At 64.6% G+C, this 23,148-nt stretch carries 23 protein-coding genes; 8 read left to right on the forward strand and 15 right to left on the reverse strand.

The window, feature by feature from the left end:
* Positions 1–20: 20 nt before the first annotated feature.
* The gene (gene nosZ / locus LZA78_RS09865) at positions 21–2,243 is read right to left on the reverse strand and encodes a Sec-dependent nitrous-oxide reductase (RefSeq protein WP_233676764.1); all 2,223 of its coding nucleotides are present in this window, start codon (positions 2,241–2,243) and stop codon (positions 21–23) included.
* Between the two features lie 262 nt (positions 2,244–2,505).
* Between nosZ and LZA78_RS09870 the strand changes: the two genes are divergently transcribed.
* Positions 2,506–2,961, forward strand: a complete 456-nt coding sequence (locus LZA78_RS09870) for a copper chaperone PCu(A)C (RefSeq protein WP_233676765.1) — start codon at positions 2,506–2,508, stop codon at positions 2,959–2,961.
* A 71-nt stretch (positions 2,962–3,032) separates the two neighbouring features.
* Here LZA78_RS09870 and menA read toward each other — a convergent pair whose 3' ends face one another.
* The 14 genes from menA to LZA78_RS09945 form a co-directional block, all read right to left on the reverse strand.
* Complete coding sequence (gene menA, locus LZA78_RS09875) at positions 3,033–3,914, reverse strand: 1,4-dihydroxy-2-naphthoate octaprenyltransferase (RefSeq protein WP_233676766.1); 882 nt, start codon at positions 3,912–3,914, stop codon at positions 3,033–3,035.
* An 8-nt stretch (positions 3,915–3,922) separates the two neighbouring features.
* Positions 3,923–4,678: a ubiquinone/menaquinone biosynthesis methyltransferase gene (locus LZA78_RS09880; RefSeq protein WP_233676767.1), complete on the reverse strand. Its 756-nt coding sequence runs from the start codon at positions 4,676–4,678 to the stop codon at positions 3,923–3,925.
* Between the two features lie 84 nt (positions 4,679–4,762).
* Complete coding sequence (locus tag LZA78_RS17850; protein WP_306798971.1) at positions 4,763–4,930, reverse strand: hypothetical protein; 168 nt, start codon at positions 4,928–4,930, stop codon at positions 4,763–4,765.
* 61 nt (positions 4,931–4,991) lie between these two features.
* Complete coding sequence (locus LZA78_RS09890) at positions 4,992–6,551, reverse strand: cytochrome D1 domain-containing protein (RefSeq protein ID WP_233676769.1); 1,560 nt, start codon at positions 6,549–6,551, stop codon at positions 4,992–4,994.
* Positions 6,526–7,737: a heme d1 biosynthesis radical SAM protein NirJ gene (gene nirJ, locus LZA78_RS09895; protein WP_233676770.1), complete on the reverse strand. Its 1,212-nt coding sequence runs from the start codon at positions 7,735–7,737 to the stop codon at positions 6,526–6,528. Before nirJ ends, LZA78_RS09890 begins: the two co-directional genes overlap by 26 nt.
* A 3-nt stretch (positions 7,738–7,740) precedes the next feature.
* Positions 7,741–8,223, reverse strand: coding sequence for a siroheme decarboxylase subunit beta (gene ahbB / locus LZA78_RS09900; RefSeq protein ID WP_233676771.1), 483 nt, complete (start codon positions 8,221–8,223; stop codon positions 7,741–7,743).
* Positions 8,220–8,693, reverse strand: coding sequence for an Lrp/AsnC family transcriptional regulator (locus LZA78_RS09905; RefSeq protein WP_233676772.1), 474 nt, complete (start codon positions 8,691–8,693; stop codon positions 8,220–8,222). The genes ahbB (LZA78_RS09900) and LZA78_RS09905 overlap by 4 nt, the downstream gene beginning before the upstream one ends.
* Positions 8,690–9,682, reverse strand: a complete 993-nt coding sequence (gene ahbB / locus LZA78_RS09910; RefSeq protein WP_233676773.1) for a siroheme decarboxylase subunit beta — start codon at positions 9,680–9,682, stop codon at positions 8,690–8,692. Before ahbB (LZA78_RS09910) ends, LZA78_RS09905 begins: the two co-directional genes overlap by 4 nt.
* Positions 9,683–9,684: 2 nt before the next feature.
* Complete coding sequence (locus LZA78_RS09915) at positions 9,685–10,833, reverse strand: cytochrome D1 domain-containing protein (protein WP_233676774.1); 1,149 nt, start codon at positions 10,831–10,833, stop codon at positions 9,685–9,687.
* The gene (locus tag LZA78_RS09920; protein ID WP_233676775.1) at positions 10,830–11,153 is read right to left on the reverse strand and encodes a c-type cytochrome; all 324 of its coding nucleotides are present in this window, start codon (positions 11,151–11,153) and stop codon (positions 10,830–10,832) included. Before LZA78_RS09920 ends, LZA78_RS09915 begins: the two co-directional genes overlap by 4 nt.
* A complete protein-coding gene (gene cobA, locus LZA78_RS09925; protein ID WP_233676776.1) occupies positions 11,146–11,940 on the reverse strand; it encodes a uroporphyrinogen-III C-methyltransferase in 795 nt (264 codons plus the stop codon). The genes LZA78_RS09920 and cobA overlap by 8 nt, the downstream gene beginning before the upstream one ends.
* Positions 11,941–12,042: 102 nt before the next feature.
* Complete coding sequence (locus tag LZA78_RS09930) at positions 12,043–12,456, reverse strand: cupredoxin domain-containing protein (protein WP_233676777.1); 414 nt, start codon at positions 12,454–12,456, stop codon at positions 12,043–12,045.
* Positions 12,457–12,516: 60 nt separating this feature from the next.
* A complete protein-coding gene (locus LZA78_RS09935; RefSeq protein ID WP_306798972.1) occupies positions 12,517–14,313 on the reverse strand; it encodes a NapC/NirT family cytochrome c in 1,797 nt (598 codons plus the stop codon).
* A gap of 118 nt (positions 14,314–14,431) precedes the next feature.
* The gene (locus tag LZA78_RS09945; protein WP_233676778.1) at positions 14,432–16,111 is read right to left on the reverse strand and encodes a cytochrome D1 domain-containing protein; all 1,680 of its coding nucleotides are present in this window, start codon (positions 16,109–16,111) and stop codon (positions 14,432–14,434) included.
* A 269-nt stretch (positions 16,112–16,380) separates the two neighbouring features.
* Between LZA78_RS09945 and LZA78_RS09950 the strand changes: the two genes are divergently transcribed.
* The 7 genes from LZA78_RS09950 (at position 16,381) to LZA78_RS09980 (ending at position 23,148) form a co-directional block, all read left to right on the forward strand.
* Positions 16,381–17,598: an NnrS family protein gene (locus tag LZA78_RS09950; protein WP_233676779.1), complete on the forward strand. Its 1,218-nt coding sequence runs from the start codon at positions 16,381–16,383 to the stop codon at positions 17,596–17,598.
* 99 nt (positions 17,599–17,697) lie between these two features.
* A complete protein-coding gene (locus tag LZA78_RS09955; protein WP_233676780.1) occupies positions 17,698–18,153 on the forward strand; it encodes a c-type cytochrome in 456 nt (151 codons plus the stop codon).
* 12 nt (positions 18,154–18,165) lie between these two features.
* Positions 18,166–19,524: a cbb3-type cytochrome c oxidase subunit I gene (locus LZA78_RS09960; RefSeq protein ID WP_233676781.1), complete on the forward strand. Its 1,359-nt coding sequence runs from the start codon at positions 18,166–18,168 to the stop codon at positions 19,522–19,524.
* A gap of 26 nt (positions 19,525–19,550) precedes the next feature.
* Entirely contained in the window at positions 19,551–20,357 is an 807-nt protein-coding gene (locus LZA78_RS09965) for a CbbQ/NirQ/NorQ/GpvN family protein (RefSeq protein ID WP_233676782.1), read from the forward strand.
* An 8-nt stretch (positions 20,358–20,365) separates the two neighbouring features.
* Complete coding sequence (locus LZA78_RS09970) at positions 20,366–22,315, forward strand: nitric oxide reductase activation protein NorD (protein ID WP_233676783.1); 1,950 nt, start codon at positions 20,366–20,368, stop codon at positions 22,313–22,315.
* The gene (locus LZA78_RS09975) at positions 22,312–22,872 is read left to right on the forward strand and encodes a cytochrome c oxidase subunit 3 family protein (protein ID WP_233676784.1); all 561 of its coding nucleotides are present in this window, start codon (positions 22,312–22,314) and stop codon (positions 22,870–22,872) included. Before LZA78_RS09970 ends, LZA78_RS09975 begins: the two co-directional genes overlap by 4 nt.
* A 3-nt stretch (positions 22,873–22,875) precedes the next feature.
* Positions 22,876–23,148, forward strand: coding sequence for a nitric oxide reductase F protein (locus LZA78_RS09980; protein WP_233676785.1), 273 nt, complete (start codon positions 22,876–22,878; stop codon positions 23,146–23,148).

Below are 23,148 nucleotides of genomic sequence, written 5' to 3' on the forward strand. Positions count from 1 at the left end.
GGCCGCCGCCCAGGATCACGTCACTGTTTCACAGCGCCATGTTCATCCAGGAAGGTCTTGGCACGCAGACCGATGTCGGCGGCTTTAACCTGGTACTGCCACCACTGGCCGGCCCAGAGGGTCGCGTTCTGCCAGTCTTCCTTGCCGGCGGCTTCCTCGGCCTTGGCCTTGGCTTCCGCGGCGAAGTTCAGCTGGTCGGTCGCGTCTTCCACCAGCGAGACAACTTCCGGGAAGTCCTTGAAGTTGCGCTCGGTGATATAGGTCACGACCGAGTCGATGACTTCCTGCGTCGCCACGTTGTTCGCGGTCTGCTTGTTGTAGTCATCCTTGCTGTAGGTCTGGCCCTCGGCCATCGCACCAGCCTCTTCGACGTAGCCCTTCGGACGCACGGCCAGGAAGCCGGTCATCTCGAGGTGCAGCGCCGAGCAGAACTCGGTGCAGTAGTACGAGAACACGCCGGGCTTGTCGGCGACGATCTTGGCGGTCGCGGTCTTGCCGGGTTCAAGCGACAGGTTGACGTTGTAGGTCGAGACCGCGAAGCCGTGGGTTTCGTCCTCGGCACGCTCGGAGTTGGTGATGATGAACTCGACGGTATCGCCTTCGTTCACTTCCACGATTTCCGGGGTGAAGTGCGAACGGATCGCGGTCATGTAGACCTTGACGTTCGTACCGTCACGCTCGATGCGCTCCTGGCCCGGACGCACCGCGCCTTCGTGACGGTCGCCCGTGCGCGAGTTGGTGCCGTACTTGTAACGGACCAGCGGCTGGAGCTTCTCGGCCGAGATGGCGGTGGCGTAGTGGGGTTCACCCAGCGGCACCGGCATATCGTAGAGCAACTCCATCTTGTCGCCCGAGATGTCGATCAGCTGGTGGTTCTGCGGGTGCAGCGGGCCTACCGGGTTGAACCGGTCGATCGCCAACTTGTTCAGCGCGATCAGGTATTTACCCTTCGGATTGACGGTCTCGCCTTCCATCGCCACGAGGTGGCCGATGTTGTAGTGGATCGAGATCTTGTCGAGCACCTTGCCTTCGCAATAGTCCCACTTGGCAACCTGGCTGTCCACGTAGAGCGAGGTGTAGACCACGCAGGGCTTGCTGTCATACTGAGTATGCAGCGGGCCCAAGCCGAGGCCGACCTGCTTGTGGATGGCGTCTTCCATGGCGATCACGGGGATACCATAGGGGTCCGTGCCGGAGAACTTGCCAGCATCGATCGCGGCCTTGATCTTCTCGAACGAGTAGACCGAACCCTGCGTGTCGAGCTTGCCGCCCACGATGATGTATTTGCCATCGGGCGAGACGTCCACGCCGTGCGGCGATTTCGGCTCGGCCACGAGGAACACGAGGCCCTCGGCAATCGCGGTGTCCATGGAGATGACCGGGTGGTCATTGATCATGGTGACCTTGCCGGCCTTGTAGACCTCTTCGGCCTTTTTCCAGTTGATGATGTGCAGATAGTCGGTGTCGTTCTGCGAGCAGCCGGCCTCGAAGGGCGGACGACCCGACTCGATACCGCCGACATAGCGCTCGGCGCAGAACGAGTTGGTGAACGACCAGCCGTCCGAAACGGCTTTACCCGCGTCCGAAAGGTCCTGGCTGTAGGGCGGCAGCTCGATCGAGAACGAGTTCTCGGGTTCGATGCGGCCTTTCTCGCGGTTGAACTTCCAGTAGGTGACAGCACCGCGGAACTTCTCGTTGAACTGCGACAGCGGCGCGTAGCCACGACCCAGAACGCCCGGATACTGCGCGGCCTCGATTACGTATTCCGAGTTCGGGGTGACGAAGGTACCGCCGTGTTCGGATTGCAGGATCGGGTTGACGACGATCTGCTGGGTTTCGAAGTCATGCAGCGATACGACGCCGATACGCGGGGCCGACTTGTCGTTGATGAACAGATATTCGCCGTCCACGTCGCCGTTGGTTTCGGTGATCGCCGGGTGGTGGGTATCGCCCCACTGGATCTCGCGGCCATCGACCTTGCCCTGTTCGAGGATCGCCTTCGATTCCTCGTCAAAGCCGTAGCCCTGCCACGGCTCGGGCGTGAAGACCGAAACGTATTTGAGAATACGCATGGACGGGACGCCGTAGACCATGATCTGGCCGGACTGACCGCCCGAGGAGAACACGATGAATTCATCGCGCCCGCCGGTCGGGGTGTAGGTTTTTGCCGCGGAGACCAGATCCTGCTGGGTCAGGCCGCGCCGTGCCATCACCTCGTCGAGCGTTTCCGCAGAAGCGCTCATAGCCATGCTCATGGCCACGATTCCCGTCGTGGCAAGCAGGCGCTTGTGAATGGTCTTGACCATTGTTTGCCCTCGCTTTCGAGCCGTTTGCGTTGGACGCGTTTCCCGATGGCGCAGACGGCCCGTAAGCTGCGCCGCCACTCTCTTCACATGCAGGTGAGGGAGTCGCCTTGACATTTGTTAAGGCTGGAATGTCGGTTTGGACGCAGGTTGCCCCAGAGGCGCCTGATACGCCTCGATCATTCCGAAAAAGAGGCCCCCGATGAAACGACGTTCCGCGATCCTAGGCTGCGCAATGATGTTTGTTCTTGCGCCAATCGGCGCCTTCGCGCAGGAGGCAACGGCGTCTGGGCTTGCGATTTCGGGCGGTTTCATGCGCGCATCGCCCATGGTTGCGGCAGCTGGTGCGGGCTTCATGACGATCCGCTCAACCGGCCCCGAGGACCGGCTGGTGGCCTTCCGCTCGCCCGCCTGCTCGCAGCCCGAGTTGCACACCCATGTGAATGACAACGGCATGATGCGGATGCGTCAGGTTGACGCAATCGACATTCCGGCGGGCGGCGAGGCCGTGCTGCAACCCGGCGGGCTGCACCTGATGTTCATCAACCTGACCGAAACGCTGGAAGAGGGCGCGCAGGTGCCCGTCACGCTGGTCTTCGAAAAGGCGGGCGAGGTTGCGATTGAACTTCCCGTCAAGCGCGCGGGTGCGATGAACTGAGTCCCTGCGGTTCTGGCATCCCTGGGGGGCCACCGGGCGTTCGGTGGCCCTTTCCTTTTTTGCGGCCGCTCTCAGCCGGTAACGACGCCGATCAGCAGCAGCATCTGGAACAGCGCGGTCTGCGCGATCAGCCGGTTCAGCCGCGCCGAGATCGGCCAGTGCCACATCGCGTGCCCCAGCCAAAGCGCAAGCAGCCCCGCCGGGGCCAGCGTCAGCGCGGGGCGCAGCCATGTGGCCACCGCCAGCGCCCCAAGCAGGAAGACGAAATACACCAGCCGAGACGGTCGGTCGCCGATCACGATAGCCAGCGTGCGGCGCCCGGCGCGCGCGTCCTGTGCCCGGTCGCGGTGGTTGTTGAGCATCAGAACCGCCGCCCCCGGCAGGCCGATCATCGCCCCCAGCGCCAGCGTCTGCGGCGCAAGCGGCGCAACACCTTGCAGCCAGGCCGTGCCCGAAACCGCCACGAGGCCGAAGAACAGGATCACCAGCGCTTCGCCGAAGGGCAGACCCGACATCGGGTAGGGCCCCATCGAGTAGAGATATCCGAAGGCCAGAGAGGCAAGCCCGATCGCCACGATAGGCCAGCCGCCAAGCGCAGTCAGGTAAAGCCCCGCGACCACGGACACGCCAAAGGCGGCCAGTGCTACGCGCCGCACCTGCGGCGCTTTCAGCAGCCCAAGCGCGGTCATGCGCGGCGGGCCAAGCCGGTCGTCGCGATCCACGCCGCGCTCGGCATCGGCGGCATCGTTCCACAGGTTCGTGCCTATCTGGATCGCGGCCGCGGCCAGCATCGCGGCCAGGGTCACATCGGGGCGCCACAGCCCCTGCCCCGCCGCCAACCAGCTTCCGGCCAGTACCGGCATCAGCGACAGGCTGACCGTCTTGAACCGCGCCGCCATGATCCAGAGCGCCGGGCGCGGCCGGCCCGCTAGGCGCTCTCTGACGTCGGACATGCTTTGGGTCATTGCGGTTTCTTCGCTATCTGCATCCGGGCCACGCCAAAGACGAAGGCACGTTCCTCGACCAGCTCCAGCCCGGCGGCGGCGATCTCGCGCGCCATGTCCTGCCGCGCGGGGAAGCGTTCGATCGACTCGACAAGATATTGGTAGGCGCCCTGATCGCGCGCCACAAGGGCACCAAGCCGCGGGATCACATGCCGCGCGTGAATGCTGTAGAAAGGGGCAAACCATTGCTCGGGCTTGGAAAATTCCAGCAGCACCAGATGCCCGCCCGGCGCCAGCACCCGCGCGACCTCGCGCAGGCCCTGCGCCGGATCGCTCATGTTGCGCAGCCCGAACGAAAGCGTCACCATCGCGACCGAGGCCGGGGCCAGCGGCAGATCCTCACCCGCCGCCTGTAGATAGTCGAGCGCATCGCCCGCCCGCGCGCGCGCAACGCCCAGCATCCCCGCCGATGGATCGGTCACGATGATGCGCCGCCCGGGCAGCGCCGCCCGCAGCGCAATCGCCAGATCGCCCGTGCCGCCCGCAAGATCCACGATCGGTGCCTCGCCCGGCATCAAATGGTGCAACGCGCGCGCGATCACCTTGCGCTTCCACAGCCGATGGGTGCCGAAGCTCATCAGGTCGTTCATCAGGTCATAGCGCGGGGCGATGCGGTCAAACAGCGCCCGGACCTCGTGGCGGCGGGTTTCCTCGGCAACGCGTTGCTCGCCGAAACTGGTCCGCAGATCATCAAGTTGGCTCGCGCGCGGCATCGTCCTGTCCTTCGGTGAATCGTCGTTTCCGCGCACAGGCTATTGCCCGCTGCGGATCGTTTCTTTGACTTTTCTCAACAGGGTTCAGCGCCGCCCCTCGGCCTCGTCGATCAGGCTCTTGACCCATTTCGCCGCAAGCCAGGTCGCCGGGACGCCAAGCGGGATCGAAAGCCAGAGCGCGGTCATCGGCGGGATCGCGGGCAGGCCGAGGCGCTGCCACATCAACCCAAGCAAAAAGAGGTTGATCGCCACCGCCCCCGCCGTGAACGGATAGAGCAGGATCGCAAGCCTGCTCAGCCGCGGGCCCGCGGGCTCAGTGGCTGGTTCCGGCTTCGAAGCTGATCTTGTTCCAGACATTGTATTTCCCCGAAGGCTTCTTCATCGGCAGGCGTTTGATCTCTTCGAGCGTCTTGGCATCGTAAACGATCACCGCCCCGTCGTCTTCCCAGATCGAGACAAGCGCCTCGTCGCCGTCCTTGGTGAACTCGACATGCGCCACGGTCTTGCCCGGCTCGGGGTCGAGCGTCTTGACGATCTCAAGCGTGGCCTTGTCGATGATGTGCATCTTGTCCTTGTTCGGGCCAAAGAACACATCGGCCCAGGCGTAGGGCGTCTTCGAGTGGCTGCGCATGAAGAAGCCGGGGCCGAGCGTCTCGATCCGCTTCACGGTCTTCCAGCTTTCCATGTCGATGACCGAGATCGCCGGGTCTTTCAGATGCGGCGTCGCCATCACAGTCGTGCCGTTCCAGGGCCATGTGATGCCCGAGCCCAGATGCGGCATACCGGGCAGATCGACCTCGGCCACTTCCTTGCCGATGTCGAGATCCAGAACCAGCCCACGCGCCCCGTCGCGCGAGGCGCCGATCAGGTTGGTGTAGCTCAGGTCGAAGAAGAAATCGTCCATGACGTCCGAGACCGGGATCTTGCGCACCGGGAAGCGTTCCGTCGTCTTGATCGCGGGTTCCATGCGGTAGTCATGGGCAAAGCCCTGCACCGGCGGGTTGTCGCCGTAGAACACCTCCCAGACCTGCGGGAGGTCTTTCAGCGCCAGCACGAAGCTTTCGCGCGGCGGCGCCTGATAGACCGCCGACACGCGCGAGGGCACGCCGCCCGGCCCGGTCACGTCGATGACCTTCTGCACACCCAGATCCTCGGTCGCGAGGATGGTCAGCGTCTGCGGCAGGTAGTTCGCCACCGCAAGCCACTTGCCATCGCCCGACATCGCGATGTTACGGCTGTTGAGACCCGCGCGCACCTGCCCCACCACCTGAAGCGACCAGATATCGTATTTCTGCACCCAGCCATCGCGCGACATCACGAAAACATAGCGCCCGTCGGGGCTGAACTTGGGCCCGCCATGCACCGCGAAAGGCGTGGCGAAGCGATCAAGCACCTCGAACGTATCGCCATCGAGAACCGAGACATGGTGATCGCCGGTCTCGACAACCAGCGTGATGTTCATCGGATCGGCCGTGAAGACCGGCGCCGCGGCGGGCTTGTAATCGGTCGACAGATCTCGGCTGGCATTGGCGTCCTCGACGCTCCAGCGCGGCGTTTCGGCCAGCGGGGTTTCCAGATAGCGCGCGATGGCGGCGACCTGTTCGGGGGCGAGGGTTTCGGAGAAACCCGCCATCTGTGTCGCGGGGCGGCCCTCACTGATCACCTTTTCCAGCGCCGGGCCGAACATCCGGCCAAGCGTCTCGGGGATCAGCGCGGGGCCGGTGCCGCCAAGGCGGTTCTCGGCATGGCAGGCGGCGCAATGCTCGGCAAACAGCGCCTGTGCGTCGGGCTCGGCCAGCGCGGGTCCGGTTGCGGCCAGAACCAGCGCGATTGCGCCTGCCAGACGGTCAGAAGAAACGATGCTGCGGATCATGGCTCTTGCCTCGGAACGGAGTAACGGTCACGCGCGGGCCATCGGCCTCGATGCCGATTTCCGACGCGGAGAGATAGCAGGCGGGGTCTTCCGCCCAGGGGTCGCCGGTCAGTTGCAGCGCGCGAATGCGGGTGTTGCCGCCGCAGACCGACTTGTAGGCGCAGGCGCCGCAGCGGCCCTTGAGCGGGCGCGGCCGGGTGCGCAGCGTGGCCAGCATCTGGTCGTCGCCGGTCCACAGCTCCGAGAACGGGCGCTCCTTGATCGAACCCACGGTGTAATCCGACCAGTATGTATCGGGATGCACCCGCCCCTGCGTGTCGATATTGGCCACGCCAAGGCCCGAGCTGTTGCCGCCCCAGGCCTCGAGATGCGCGCGAATATGCGCGGCCTTCTCGGGGAAGTTCTTCTCGACCCACCGCAGGAAATAGACCGCGTCGGCGTCGTTATTGCCGGTGACGATCTCCAGCGGCATATCCTCGGCCACGGCGATCCAGGCGCGGTCAAGCAGTTCGTCCATCGCCGCGCGGGTGCGGGCATGTTCGGTATCTTCGCCCCGGTGCTTGTCGCCACGCCCGGCATAAACGAGGTGCGACAGGTAGAACTTGTCCACGCCCTCACGGTCGCACAGATCCATCATGGCGGGCATCTGCTCGGCATTGTCGGCGGTGATGGTGAAGCGCAGCCCCACCTTGACCTTGCGCTTTAGCAACTCGCGCACGCCGGTCAGCGCTGCATCGAAAGCGCCGTCGAGGCCACGGAACCAGTCGTTCGTCGCGCCGATCCCGTCAAGCGAGATACCCACGTAGTCAAAGCCCAGATCGGCGATGCGCCCGGCATTCTCGGCATTGATCAGCGTGCCGTTGGTGGACAGCGACAGGTGGCGGAAGTTCAGCTCTTTAGCGCGCTCGGCCAGTTCGAAGAAGTCGAAACGCGACAGCGGCTCGCCGCCCGACAGGATCAGCGCCGGGATGCCGAAGCCCTTGAGGTCATCGAGCACGCCCATCGCCTGCTCGTGGCTCAGCTCACCCGGGAAATGGGTATCGGCCGAGGTGGTATAGCAATGCCGGCAGCGAAGGTTGCAGCGCCGTGTGAGGTTCCAGATCACCACGGGCTTCACGGGGCCACGGCGTTCGCGCACCGGGGTCGGCGCGACCAACTCGCGCATGTATTGCGTCAGACGGAACATGGATCAGCCCTCTCCCCGGATACGCAATCCGGTCTTTTTCAGGATACGGGTGGAATAGAGGATATCCTTGGCCCGGCAGGCGGGACCAAGAAGATCGGAGATGACGGCGCGCTTGGCCTCGACCTCGTCGCGGGACGAGCCATGGACCATGGCAAAGAGGTTGTAGGGCCAGCCCTCGGCACGCGGACGAAGATAGCAATGCGACACGAAATCGAGCGCGCCGACCTGCGCGCCCAGTTCGGTCGCCCGGTCGTCCTGCACATCCCAGACCGACATGCCGTTCGCCGTCATGCCAAGCGCGTAGTGGTTGGGCGCAAGGGCGATGCGGCGGATCACGCCGCGCTCTTGCATGGCGCGCATCCGCGCCATCAGAACTTCGACGTCCAGCCCCAGCTGGCCCGCGATCTCGACATAGGGCTCGGCCGTGACGGGAAGCCCGGCCTGGGTCGCCGCGATGATACGTCTGTCGATTGCGTCGATAGTCATGCCGGAACCCGGAAGCCGATGAAGAACTCTTCGAGCTTTGGGAAACGGTGGACGCACATCCCCGTTTCCCGCTCGATCGCATCGGCTGACTGCGTGATCCCTTCGAGCGTCTCCGCCGCGAGCACGAACCACATGTTCAGCCGGTGCGTACGTTCATAATTATGCGCAACCTCGGGATGGGCATTGACCAAAGTCATGACCCGCTCGAATTCGGCCTCGGGCACTTCCATCGCGCAAAGGCAAAACGCCCCGCCCATCGCGGCGGCATCGAAAAACGGCCCGAAACGCGTGATCGCGCCCAGCTCGCGCAGATGGCGGATACGGGCGATCAGGTCTTTTTCTTCCAGCCCAAGCTGTTCAGCCGCAACCGCGAACGGGTGCGGCGCGATCGGAAAACCGTCTTGGAGCGCGTTCAGGATCTTTCGATCCACCGCGTCGAGCGCGTCGGGCGGAAGCGGCGCGCGTCTCATTCCGCGGCCTCGAGAACGGGGCGGGCCTGAAGCATGGCGCCGGTCTGTTTGAAGCAGCGGATCGAGAACAGCACGCGCGGCTCGGCCTCGGCAAGTTCGGGCAGCACGGAGGCCGCGGCGATGACCTCAAGCGCCTCGGAGCGGGTCTTGGCGTGAACCATACAAAACAGCGGATGCTCCCACCCTTCCGACAGGCGACGCTCGTAGCACAGCGTCACGCCGGGGTGGCGGATCAGCGCCTTGCCCGCAGCCTCGACCTGATCGAGCGGCAGCTTCCACGTCACCATCGCGTTCGAGCGCCAGCCAAGCGCACGATGGCGCACGATGATGCCCATGCGGGTGATGATGCGCGCCTCGCTGAGTGCGGCGATCCGTGCGATGACCTCTTCCTCGGTCATGCCAAGGCGTGCGCCTATCTCGGCGAAGGGCTGCGGCACCAGCGGCAGGCCGTCAGTAAGCGTCTGCAAGATCGCGCGGTCCCCCTCGCGGATCGCATCGAGATCGGCCGGTTGATCAAGCTTGAGCACATGGCGCGGCCCGTCGAGGCGGAAGCCCAGATCGACGTTGAACGCTCGCTGCAACGGCAGGTTCAGCACCCGCAGCCCGCTGCGCTCTGCGATCCGCTCAAGAATCGCGGAAAGGGTATCGGCATCGGGCGCGGTGGCGACGAACCAGATGTTCCACTCATCCTCGCGCAGGTAGGAATGGTTGACGCCCGGTTCGGAACCGACGATCTGCGCCACTTCCTCGATGCGCCACTCGGGCACCGAAAGCGCCGCGAGCGTCGAGGCGCCAACGGTATTGGGTCGACAGGTCGCGCCAACACGGGCCATGGTGCCAGTGTCGCGCAGCTGGACAAGGCGCATCAGCACCTCGTCCTCGGTCTCGTTCAGCATCTGGGCCATGGCCGCGAAGGGGCGGGCCACCAGCGGCAGGTCGCGCTGCCATTCGTCCAGAAGGCGCATGTCGAGGGGCGTCAGAAATGCCATGATCACAATCCCAGTCTGTGGGCGCGCGCGGTGAAGAAGATCCCCGAGGGGCTCTCGGCCGCGATCTCGCCGATGGGTTGCAAGGTGGCGGTGTCATAGATCACCACCTTGTTCTCGTCCCGCACCGAGACCCAGGCTTCGGTCCCGCGCGAGGTGAATTCCATGTGCAGCACGGCCGGTCCGGGCTTCATTTCGCCCACGATCTCATGCGTCATCGAGTCGATGACCTGCACGGTGTCGTTGTCGGGATGGGCGAAATTGACCCAGACCTGCCGCCCGCCCGGGCGCGCCATGGCGAAGACCGGCTGTCCGTGAGTGGCGGTTCGGCCCGTTTCTTCCAATGTGCGCGCGTCGATCCAGAGCACCTCGTGATGGTGGATTGCGGGCAGAACGATCTGGTCGCCCGCCTTCGCCCAACCCTCAAGGTGCGGCATCTTGTAAACCGGCATTTCCTCTTGCCCGCGCCCGTAATGGGGCAGGATGCGGCGCGGCTCGGGCACCTCGGCCCAGAGGTCGATCGAGGTCAGCCCGTCCTCGCCGAAAAGCCCGGCGATATAGGTGCGCCCGTCATCGGTGACGAGTGCGTCATAGGGCTCGGCGCCGATATTGCTCAGCGTGGTGATCTTGGGCTCGGCGCCCGACATATCGACGATCTTCGTCTCGCCCGTGTCCCAGACCGAGAAGACGAACTTGCGGCCAGCGGCGTCTTCCAGCCCAAGGGCCTTGCCGCCCGCGGGGATCGAGGCGACCTGTTCCAGCGTCTCGGCGTCGAAGATATTCACGCCACCGGGTTCGTAATTCGCCACGGCGATCAGCTTGCCATCGTCGGAAATCGCCCCGCCGATGGAATTGCCCGCCTGCACGACGCGCCCGACGATCTGCTGCGTCAGCAGGTCAAGCTTGGTCAGCCCGCCGTCGCGACCGAAGATATAGGCAAAACGCTCGTCTGCCGAAAAGACCAGCGAGGCATGCGACAGATCGCCGAACCCCTCGACCCGGCCAATCGCGGCACGTTCGGATTGATCGACGATCAGCACCGAGCCCGTCGCGCGTTCGACCACGACCCCCAGATCGCCGGTGGCGCGCAACTCTTGCGCGAATGCGGGGGCGGTGAGGGCGGTGCACAGCAGGAAAGCAGCAAGACGGTTCATTGGTTTTGATCTTTCAGCAGGTAATCGGCGATCCAGTAGGCCTCGGCCTCGCTCATCAGCGGGCGCCAGGGCGGCATCGCGGTATTGGGCACACCGTCAAGAATAACAGTGGCGATCAGTTCGCGGTCCTGGCCCTCCAGCGCCTCGGGGGTCAGCGGACTGCCAAGCCCCCCCTTGCGCGTCAGCCCGTGGCACGAGCCGCAATCCTGGACGACCAGATGCTCAAGCTGCGCCGCGCGCTCTGGCCCCACCACTTCGGCGGTGGCCGGCAGCGTGATTGCAAGCAACAGCAGGACGGCGGCGGCGAGCATCTTAGGCATGGCACCGCTCCGCGCCGGGATCGGCCAGAGCGGCCGAGCACAGGCAGCCAGCGCTGGTGCGCCCCGAGAGACCCGCAACCGCGCCCACAATGAAGATCACCGGGCTTTCGAGGTCCGAGCGCGCCAGATCTCCCTCGATCCGGTCAAGCCGGGAATCGAGGCGCTGCTCTTGCGCGGTGGTGGCCGAGGCGACCGCCATGACCGGGGTCGATCCTTCCAGCCCATGCGCCATCAGCTGCGTCGCGATCAGGCGGATCGTGGCCTTGCCCATGTAGAAGACGAGCGTGGTTTCCGGGTCGGCAAGCCCCGCCCAGTCGAGATCGAGCATCTCGTCGGCCTTGCAATGGCCGGTGATGTAGCGCACCGAACGCGCCAGACCACGATGCGTCAGCGGCACCCCGGTGGAGGCCGAAGCCCCCTGTGCCGCGGTAATGCCCGGCACCACGGCGAAGGGCACACCGGCCTCGGCCAGTCGCGCGGTTTCTTCGCAGCCACGGCCGAAGATGAACGGATCGCCTCCCTTGAGGCGCACCACGTTGCGGCCCGCCTGCGCGTAACGCACGAGAATTTCGTTGATTTCCTCTTGCGGCACCGGGTGGTGATGCGTGCTCTTGCCAACGTTCACCCGCTCGGCCTCCGGCGGAATCATCGCCAGGATCTCAGCGGCGACAAGCCGGTCATAGACCACGACATCGGCGGAGCCGATCAGCCGCGCCGCCTTGAGGGTCAACAATTCCGGGTCGCCCGGACCTGCGCCGACAAGTGTAACCGTCCCTATGTTACCCATGTCACGTCCTCTGCTTGGAATTACTCCAACCGACCATGCCAAAACTGACCCGCGATTATCTTGACGGAAGTCAATCTTGGCCGATCCAGGTGGAATTTCCTGCTAGGGCTTGACGATGACCTTGCCAATCATGTCGCGGCTTTCCCAATGCGGGCCGCACAGATAGCCCCATTCGCCGGGGATATCGAAGGTCTGCTCTGCGGTTTCTTCGGGGAAGAGGCGCTCACTTTCGGGCTCGCCCGCATCGCGAAACCAGGTCGAATGTGAGGTGCGTTTGTCCACGTTCACCCAGCGAATCGTGGTGCCCGCGGGAACTTCGACCTCGACGGGGCAGAAGGTGTATTTGTACATCAGAACGACCTCGACACCCTCTGCATCCGCCGAAGGGTGGCCATAGATCTCGGCATAGCGCTCCTCTGCCTCGGTGCAGATCGCGGCGATCTTGACAGGGTCGGTCTCGGCCAGGGCCGGCGCGGCCCAGAGCGCGGCAAGGGCGATCGGAAGAATGGCTTTCATCGTCAATACTCCATCCGGAAAAGGAGAAGGGCGGCAGGTTACCCCGCCGCCCCGTCCTTGTCACTGCGCCGTGGCGTTGATTTCCACGTTGGGATCGTCAAGCCCCAGTCGCCAGTCCATCGAGACATGGTGGAAGCGCGCGGTGGTAAAGTCGTCGTGGATCGCGAAGCCCACGGTGTAGACCTTGCCAGCCTCGATCTTCACATCGCCCGGTGCCCCGGTATCAAGCGGGCGCTTGATGACCACGGTCCAGGTGTCGCCTTCCAGCGTGACCGAGGTGTCGATCGGTGCGCCCTCATCCACACGGCGTGCATCGAGGATGTGGCCGTTGTTGCCGCCGGTCGGGTTGGCGCGCAGAAGGTCCATGAAGGTGCCGCCATCGAGATAGGCCGCGATCTCATCCTCGGACTTCAGCTTGTCCCATCCACCGAGCGGTGCGTTGTTACGCCCCTTCAGCTCGATCTCGGTACGCGATTCCGCGATGTATTTCGAGACGAACTCGCTCGCGCCGATGCGCTGCGCCACATCTCCGGCCGCCGCCAGGGCATCCGCTTCCGGCGCGTCGGGCATGTAGCGGCTGTCGTTGTGGCAGGTCGCCCAGCAACCGGCCTGCTCGACATATTCGATGCCCTGGCCCGCGATCATCATGGCCACCTTGACCGGGTTGTCGGGGTCCATCTTGCCGCCGTCGACGAAGGGCACGGGCGTATGCGCCGCGGCCTTGAACTGGAGGCGCAGATAGAGGTTCTCGGCATCGTGGGTCGCCTGAAGCGTGGCGTCGATCGAGCCGCGCTTGCCCGGGATCGGGGTCGGCTCGGCCTTCTCGCCGGTCACGATCTTCTGACCCATCGCCGCGAGTTCCTTGGCGTGGCAGGTCGAGCACTTGTCGCCGCCCTTGGTAAAGGGACGTGCGCCGCCATGCGTCTTGCCGTTCTGGACCCATTCGAAGCTGGCCTGGCCCGGGTAGAACATGGTCACCGCAATCGGGTTGGTCTTGCCCCAGTCGATCCCGGCATCGGCAGTTCCGCTAGACGCGGCAGCGGCTGTCGAGGCCGGAGCCCCTACATCGCCGGCGCTGGCCGCGGCCTTGGCCTGCTCGACCGCGGCGGCGATACGCGCGGCAACCGCATCCTCGGCGGCCTTGGCGGCAGCGGCGGCGGCTTCGGCCTCGGCGGCCTCTTTCGCCTCGATCCGTGCCAGGCTGTCGAGATATTCCTGCGGGATTTCACGCGCGAACTTGGGGTTCGGCGATTCCAGCCCGGCAAGGTATTCCTCGTCGGCGCGGTCACGCAGATCCTTGTGCGCGATCCCCTTGTGGCAGTCGATACAGGTCTGGCCCGTCTCGATCGCGTTCATATGCTGCTGGCGCGCGCGCGGGCGCTGCTTCTCGGGCAGCATGGATTCGAAATCGTGGCAGTTGCGGCATTCGCGCGAGTCGGTGGATTTCATCCGCTCCCACTCGTGCATCGCCAGCTCCAGCCGCTTGGCGTCGAATTTCTCGGGCGTCGAGATCGAGCCGGTCAGCTTGCCCCAGACTTCCCTAGAGGCCTGGATCTTGCGGATGATCTTGTGCGTCCAGTCCTTCGGGACGTGGCAGTCCGAGCAGACCGCGCCCACGCCCGAGCGGTTCACGTCGTGGATCGTGCCCTTGTACTCGGCATAGACGTTATCCTCCATCTCATGGCACGAGATGCAGAAGGGCATCGTGTTGGTGGCTTCCATGGCGGTGTTGAACCCACCCCAGAAGACGATCCCTGCGATGAAAGCCGCGGCGGCGCCCATGACGGGCACGCCGAAATAGACGTAACGGCGCCAGAGGCGTCCGGTTTTTTTGGTTTCGGTGGTGTCGTCAGACATGATGGCTCCTGCGCGGCGGAGGGGTCTTGGCGTCTGGCAGCACCCGTCCAGCCCTATGCATGGGAAGAAAAGGGGGCCGCCCCGGTATCCGAGGCGGCCCGCTGCACGTGGACCGTTATCAGGTCACGTGGTTGGTGCGGTTGTAGACGTTGAACTTGCCGGTCGGGGCATAGAGGCCCTTCACGCGGGCTTTCTCTTCCAGCGTCTCGGCGTCGTAGATCACCATCTCGCCGTTCGGCTCTTTCGAGTCCTTCATGTTCCACTTGGACACCCACACCTCGGTGCCGTCCTTGTTGAACTCGAAGTGCACCGCGGCGCTACCGGTTTCGTCCGTGACCTGAATGGTCTTGGCGATTTCGCCGGTGGCCTTGTCGATGACCTGGATCGACTGCTGAACTTCCGGATCCGGGTGCTTGGTCTGGTCAGCCCAGACATACTTCGAATTCGGATGGGTGCGGATGAACAGGCCGGGGCCGTCCGTCTCGACCGTGTAGCAGACTTTCCACGCTTGGTCGGCATGCCCCTCGGGGTCGTTGCCCCAAACGGTCACGGTGCCTTCGCCCAAGTGGGTGGTGCCGGCGACCGGACCGCAGTTCGGGTCATCCCAGTTGGCGCCCGGGCCGGGGTGCGGCAGCGCGCCGACGTCGATCATCGCTTCAAGCTTGCGCTCTTTGGTATCGACCACGACCATCTTGTTCGAGGCGTTCGCCGCGATCTGGAAGTAACGGCCGGTGGTGTCGAAGAAACCATCGTGCAGGAACTTGGCCGAGTTGATTTCCTCGATGCGCAGGTTGTCGAGGTCGGAGTAGTCCACCTGCCACATCTGGCCCAGCTCTTTCACGGCGACGAGGAAGCTCGACTCGTTCGGAGTGGTGTAGATGGCGGCCACGCGGGCCTCTTCCACATAGTTGCCGTCCACGTTGATACCGCGGGTCGAGACGACCTTGAGCGGCTCCATGGTTTCGGCGTCGGCGATCACGAAGTGCGGCGGCCAGTAGCCCCCACCGATCACGTATTTGCCGTCGCCCGAAACGGCCACGTCACGCGCGTCGTGGGCGATATCGACCTCGGCGACCAGCATCTTCTCGGGCGTCTGCCAGAGGTCGATCTTGGTCATCTTGCCGTCGCGGCCCATGGTGTACCAGAAGCGGCCCGGGTTCTCGGTGTGCTCCACGTTGTGGTGCTCGGAGGCCTTGATCACGTGCACGGCATAGCCGGTCGGGATATGGGTCACGACTTCCTTGGTGTCGCCGTCGATGATGGCAACCTTGCCGACGTCACGCTCGATGACGACGAAGAAGTTTTCCCAGTTGCGGCCGTGCAGCGGCTCGGTCGGGTAATCGGCCGGCTCGACATAGACCTTGCGGCTGGCTTTCATCTGCTCGAGCGAGAATTCCGGCGGCTTGGGCGCATCCATCTGGATGTAGGTCGCCATGTCCTTGATTTCCTGCTCGGACAGGATGTCCGAGAAGTTGTTCATCCCGCCTTCGGTACCGAAGGAGATGATCTTTTCAAGGCGTTCCTGACCCAGTTGCAGCGTGCCACCTTCGGTCACGGTGCCATCGGCTGCGGTCTTCTTCCAATGCGGCTCGAGGTTCTTGCCGGTGGCGCCTTTACGCAGAACACCGTGGCAGCCCGCGCACTGCTGGAAGTAAATCTCTTTGGAATGCTCGAAGGCTTCCGGGCTCAGCGTCGGGGCCTCCTGGGCGAAGGCAGGCAGCGCCACGCCGGTGAGCAGCACCGCGAGGCTGGCGACCGAGCCCAGGCCGAAGCGTTTCGTAATTCTCTCAAGTGACATGATCACTCTCCTGTGGGGGCGATGAGGCAGGTGCGACACTGCCCGGAGAGCGCCTGCGATACATTGACCAAAGTCAAGTTTCTGTGAGGCGCAGATCATTGCCCGAAGCGCCGCCAAAACATCGATCCATTACAATATGTTAGGCCGCAGCCTCTCCAAGACGCCGGATTTTGACTTTCGTTAAGGTCGGAGGCGGGCGGGGGACTCATGGTTTGGGAGACATGTCGTTTTCGGGTCGCCGCGCGATCCAGAGCTTGGAAGGCACCCCTATGAGCGTATTTGCACGCATCCTCTCGGAAGGTTTTAGGATCTTCTTTCTCGCCACACTGATCAGTGCGGTCGTTCTGCTTGGCATCTGGCTGTGGATCTATAGCGCGGACCAGTTCGGTCTTGGCCTGCCCGAGTTTCCCTTTGCTCCCGCCGCGATGCACTGGCACGCGCATGAAATGATCTTCGGCTTCGCCACGGCGGCCGTTGGCGGGTTCTTCCTGACCGCCGTTCCGAACTGGACCGGGGCCGACGGGGCGCGGGCGCGATTCCTTGGCGCGGCCGCGGCGCTGTGGCTGGCGGCGCGATTCGCGGTGTGGTTTTCGGGTCAGCTGCCGCCCCTTGTTGTCGCACTCGTCTGCCTCGCTTTCCTGCCTGTTCTGGGGGCGCGACTCGCGATGCTGCTGCTCAAACGACCCAAGCCGCAGAACGTCATCCTGCTGGCGGTTCTGGCGCTGATCTGGACGGGTGAGTTGCTGGTTCAGGCCGACTGGATGGGTTGGGCCTGGGGCGATGCCGGGCGCGGGCTGCGGGTTGCGCTGCTGGCGCTGGTCGCCCTGATCGCGGTGATTGGCGGGCGCGTGACCCCCGCCTTCACCCGCAACGCGATGATCCGCACCGGGCGCGAGCACGACCTGCCCGCAAGCGGCGGGCAGCTTGATCTTGCGGGCAGCGCCGCCGCAATCGCCACGGCGGCGCTGGCGGCCCTGCCGATCCCTGAGGTCATTCCGGGCGCGGCCGCCTGCATCGCCGGGGCACTGGCGCTGATCCGGCTTTCGCGCTGGCAAGGTCTCTGGACGCGCCCCTTCGCGATCCTGTGGACGATGCATCTGTCCTACGGACTTCTCGGGCTTGGACTGATTGCGCTTGGGCTGGCGTGGATCGGGGTCGGCTCGGAAATCGCGGCGATTCACCTGCTGGGAATCGGTGGGACCGGGGGGATGATTCTGTCGGTCCTCAGCCGCGCAAGCCTCGGCCACACCGGGCGCCCGCTGATCGCACCCCGCCCCGTGGCGATGGCCTATGCACTGATCCCGCTGGCCGCGATCCTGCGCTGGCTGGCACCGCAAACGGGCACGCTCGAGCCACTTCTGACCCTTGCGGCAGGCCTCTCGTGGCTGGCGGGCTTTGGCCTTGCGCTGGTGGCGATGGCACCGATCCTGACCGCCCCGCGCGCACCGCGCGAACCGGCCCCGCCTGCCCCACCTCGTCGCCCGTGATCACGCCAGTTCACGAACGATTGACTTTCGTTAAGGCAGCCACCCCCCAAGCCCTGTCATTTGGGCATACCGATCAACCGCTCCGAAAAGGAGAGCGCAATGCGCGAAGTCATGACCAAGAGCATGGCCCGAAACATATTCTATGGCGGGTCACTGTTCTTCATCATCATCTTCCTGGGCTTGTCAGCCCAGAGCCATCTCTACATCCGCAACGTCTCGACCAACGAAGCTACCCTCACCGACTCGGTGAAGAAGGGAAAGCGCATCTGGGAAGAGAAAGCCTGCATCAACTGCCACACGCTGATGGGTGAAGGTGCCTACTTTGCGCCTGAACTGGTCAACGTGATGACCCGCTGGGGTATCGACCCCGAGGACCACACGGGAGCGATGGAATCGCTGAAGGCCTGGATGGATGCGATGCCCACGGGCATTGAAGGGCGTCGTCAGATGCCGCAATTCAACCTGTCTGACGAGGAATACCAGAACCTCGCGGACTTCCTGCTCTGGGCCGACACGATCGATGCTCAGGACTGGCCCCCGAATGATGCGGGCTAAGGGAGAACGATCATGAAATACGAATCGCAAAAAATCGCTCTCGCCTACATGGGCGTGGCACTGGGCCTCTTCCTGATCCAGGTTGTCATGGGCCTCGTGATCGGCTGGATCTACGTCTCGCCGAACTTCCTCTCCGAACTGCTTCCGTTCAACATCGGGCGGATGCTGCACACCAACGCGCTTGTCGTGTGGCTGATCACCGGCTTCTTCGGCGCGGCCTACTTCCTCGTTCCGGAAGAAGCCGAGCGCGAGATCCACTCGGTCAAGCTGGCCTATCTGCAGCTGATCATCATGGTCGTGGGCACGCTTGGCGCGGTCATCACCTATACCTTCAACCTGTTTGAAGGGAACATCCTGCTGGGCAAAGAGGGCCGCGAGTTCCTTGAGCAGCCGCTGTGGGTCAAGGCAGGCATCGTCGTCGCCGCGCTGATGTTCCTGTACAACGTCACCATGACGGTGCTGAAGGGCCGCAAGACCGCCATCACCAACATCCTGCTGCTTGGTCTGTGGGGTCTGGCGCTGCTGTTCCTGTTTGCCTTCTACAACCCGTCGAACCTCGCGCTCGACAAGCAATACTGGTGGTATGTCGTCCACCTGTGGGTTGAAGGCGTGTGGGAACTGATCATGGCCTCGATCCTCGCCTACCTGATGCTCAAGCTGACGGGCGTGGACCGCGAAGTGGTCGAGAAGTGGCTCTATGTCATCGTCGCCGCCGCGCTATTCTCGGGCATCCTGGGCACGGGCCACCACTACTACTGGATCGGCACCCCGGCCTACTGGCAGTGGATCGGTTCGATCTTCAGCTCGCTCGAGATCATCCCGTTCTTCGCGATGATGGCCTTCGCCTTCGTCATGGTCTGGAAAGGCCGTCGTGACCACCCCAACAAGGCCGCCCTGCTGTGGTCGCTGGGTTGTGCGACGCTTGCCTTCTTCGGCGCCGGCGTCTGGGGCTTCCTGCACACGCTGCACGGTGTGAACTACTACACCCACGGCACGCAGATCACCGCGGCCCACGGCCACCTCGCCTTCTTCGGCGCCTATGTCTCGCTGAACCTGGCGATCATGAGCTACGCCATGCCGATCATGCGCGGCCGCGACCCCTACAACCAGGTGCTCAACATGGCCTCGTTCTGGCTGATGGCGGGCGGCATGACCTTCATGACCTTCACGCTGACCTTCGCTGGCACGGTGCAGACGCACATGCAGCGGGTTCTGGGCGACGGCTTCATGGACGTGCAGGAACAGCTCTGGGTGTTCTACGTCATGCGCTTCGGCTCGGGCGTGGCGGTGGTGCTGGGTGCTGCCCTGTTCATCTACGCGCTCGCCATGCCGCGGCGTGAGGTGATCGCGGCGGGTGCTCCGGCCGAGTGATGCAACCCAAGACAGGACAACAGGATATGAACGCGCATAACATCACGAAGGAGGGGGCTGCCGCCCCCTTCTACCTCCCCCAGGGCGACGAATGCGACGTCTTTGCCGCTGCCGCCGCCTGCGATCTTCCCGTCTTGCTCAAGGGCCCCACGGGCTGTGGCAAGACCCGCTTCGTCGCCCATATGGCGGCCAAGCTTGGCCGGCCGCTCTACACGGTCGCCTGCCACGATGACCTTTCCGCCGCCGACCTGATCGGTCGCTACCTGCTCAAGGGTGGCGAGACCGTCTGGGTCGATGGCCCCCTGACCCGCGCCGTCCGCGAAGGCGCGATCTGTTATCTCGACGAGGTGGTCGAGGCGCGCAAGGACGTCACCGTCGTGCTGCACCCGCTCACCGACGACCGCCGGATCCTGCCGATCGACCGCACCGGCGAGGAGTTGGAGGCCGCGCCCGGCTTCATGCTGGTCGCCTCCTACAACCCCGGCTATCAGAATATCCTCAAGACCCTGAAACCCTCGACCCGTCAGCGTTTCGTCGCGATGGAGTTCGACTTCCCCGCCCCGCAGCACGAAATCCCCGTGGTGGCCCGCGAATCCGGCCTGTCCGAGGAACGCGTCAAGCCGCTGGTGCGGTTGGCGGGCAAGCTGCGTGGCCTCAAGGGGCAGGATCTGGAAGAAGGGGTTTCGACCCGTCTTGTCGTCTATGCCGCCACGCTGATCGCGCGCGGCATGCCGATCGAGCGGGCCATCGACACCGCGATGATCGAACCGCTTTCGGATGATGAGGATGTGAAACGCGGGCTCCGCGATCTCGTTACGGCCATTTTCGGGTGAGGCAAGCCGTGACCGGGATCGACTTCGAGCCATGGGAACCCGAAGAAAGCGTCGGGAAACTATGGCACGCCCTTGCCAGCCGTTTTGACGCCCCTGAGGCGTATGACGGAGCCCGTGTCGACCTCTCCGAGGTCGGCGGACGGCTGGCAGTCCTATTCCGCGCCCTGGGAGGCGCCGCGGCCTGCGAGATCCGGCCGGTGTCCGAGGAGGTCAGCCGCCACCGGCTGTCCTTCCTGCGCCGGTTGGGAACCGAGGCCGAGTCCCTCCCGCGCGCAAGCCTGGATGGGGAGGCCCTGCGCCTTCCCGTCTCCTTGTCCCTTTTCCCCGCGCGCGAGGCCAATGCCGCGACCTATATCTGGCTGGCGGCGATTGCGGCGCGCGCACCGTGCGGCGCCACCCTGCCCGAGGATCTGTTGCAGGCCGATCTGGCGCGCCTTGCGCTGGCCCGCCGCATGGTGGCCGACACGCTGACCGAGGCGCCGGGCTTCCGCAGCCTTTATTCTGATCTTTGCGCAGCAACCCTTGCGCTGCGCCCGCGCCCCACGCTGCCCGCAGCCGAAGCCGCCGTCGAGGCGCTGATCCGCGCGACGCTTGGCGATGCCACCCCCCTGCCCGATCTGGCGCGCAGCTATGAAGCCGCGATGAAAGAGGGGCGGCTGGAAACCCTGACCACGCCGCGCGGCTACCAGCCCGCGCGCCCGGTCTCGCTCTGGCCCGATCTGCGCCGGGTGGAGAGTTCGGCCGAGAATGCGGTCGAGACGCGCGATGCCGACTCCGAAAACCTCATCGACGAGAACCCCAGCGAAAAGACCCACCGCGCCCGGCGCCGCAAGGCCGACCAGATCGAGCGCAAGGACAACTTCATCCTGCACAAGTTCGAAGCGATCCTGAGCTGGGCCGAGTTCATCAACCTCAACCGCCGGGTCGATGACGACGATCCCGACAGCGCCAAGAAAGCTGCTGACGATCAGGAAGAGATCGGGCTGGGGCAGATCTCCAAGGCGCCGGCGACGCGGCTCAAGCTGCACCTGGATCTAGCGCCCGAAGACGTGGACCGCGAGCGGCTGGCGGGCAAGTTCCTTTACCCCGAATGGGACGTGCGCACGGGCGCCTACCTGCCCGATCATTGCAGCGTTTTCGCCAGCCCCGCCGAGATCCGCCCCGATGCGCCGCCCCCCAGTGCGGACCCGCGCGCCAACCGCCGCATCCGCGCGGTCAAGCGCCAGTTCGAAGCGCTGCGACCCGGTCGCATCTCGACCTCAGGGCATCTGGACGGGGACGAGCTGGACATGGAGGCCGCTGTGCGCTCGCGCGCCGACCTGCTGGCCACCGGCGAGGCGTCGGAGCGGATCTGGCGCCAGACCCGACCGCTCAAGCGCGACCTTGCGGTGTCGATCCTGCTCGACATATCGCGCTCGACCGAAAGCGCCGTGTCAGGCCGCGCCGTGATCGACATCGAACGCGAGGCACTGGCTGCACTGGCCTGGGGCCTCGATGCCTGCGGCGACGATTTCGCGATCCATGCCTTCTCGTCGCTCAAGCGCAATCGGGTCTACATGCTTGGCTGCAAGGAATTCGGCGAGCCGATGGGCCCCGCGATCGAGGAGCGGATCGCCTCGCTCCGGCCGGGCTTCTACACCCGGCTTGGCGCCGCGATCCGCCACAGCTCGGCCGAGCTATCGGGCCAAGCGCGCAAACGGCGGCTGTTGCTGGTAATCACCGATGGCAAGCCCAACGATCTTGACCACTACGAGGGCCGCCACGGTATCGAGGACAGCCGCATGGCCGTGCTCGAGGCGCGCCGCGCGGGCCATTCGGTCTTTGGCATTACCATCGACCGCGAGGGCAAATCCTGGTTTCCGCGGATCTTCGGGCGCGGCGGTTTCGCCGTGATCCCGCATCCCGATCACCTGACCGCCGCCCTCCCCGAGATCTACCGGCAACTGGTGGGAGCATGACCGACACCACACCCGAGGACCATCCGCTCGAACAGCTTCCCGGCGATCTGATGATGTGGGTGCTGATCGTGTCCGAGCTGCTTGTTTTCGGCGCGGGGCTGGCGGCTTTCCTCGGGGTGCGGATCACCGATCCGGCGGGGTTTGCGAGCGCGCAAGATCACCTGCATCGCGCCGCCGCCGGGATCAATACGCTGGTCCTGGTCACCTCGGGCTTCTTCGCCGCGCTGGCGGTACGCGCGTCCGAACATGGCCGGATCGCCCGCGCCCGGCTTTGGCTTGTGGCGGCCTCTCTGCTTGGCGTCGTTTTCCTCGTGATCAAGGCCTTCGAATATCTTGAAAAGGCCCGGCAAGGGATCGGGATCGACACCGATACCTTCTTCACCTTCTACTACCTGATGACCGGATTTCATGCCGCCCATGTCGTCGCCGGGATCTTCATCCTGGGCCTCGTCGGCATCCGCTGCACGCCGCGCACGGTAGAGGTCGGCGCCGCCTTCTGGCACATGGTCGATCTCGTCTGGGTGCTGCTGTTCCCGGCGATCTACCTGTTGAGGTAAGCGATGAAGCTGCTGTCCGATCCGCTGATGCGCGCCTGGGTCTGGCTGGTGGGGCTGTCGCTTGGCTCGACCGTCATCGCCACCTCGGTCGCGCGGATCGAGGGGCTGGGGATTACCCTTGCGGGGGCCGCGATCCTCGTGCTGGCCTGGGCCAAGGCGCGGATCATCCTGTCGCGTTACCTCGGGCTTGCGCAGGCGCCCTTCTGGCATCGCGGCTTCTCAACCGTGCTGGCGATCTATTGCGCGGGCCTGCTGGGGCTTTACCTGATCGCCTGA

Source organism: Rhodobacter flavimaris, assembly GCF_021378075.1.
In the GTDB taxonomy this organism is placed as follows: Bacteria; Pseudomonadota; Alphaproteobacteria; order Rhodobacterales; family Rhodobacteraceae; genus Rhodobacter; species Rhodobacter flavimaris.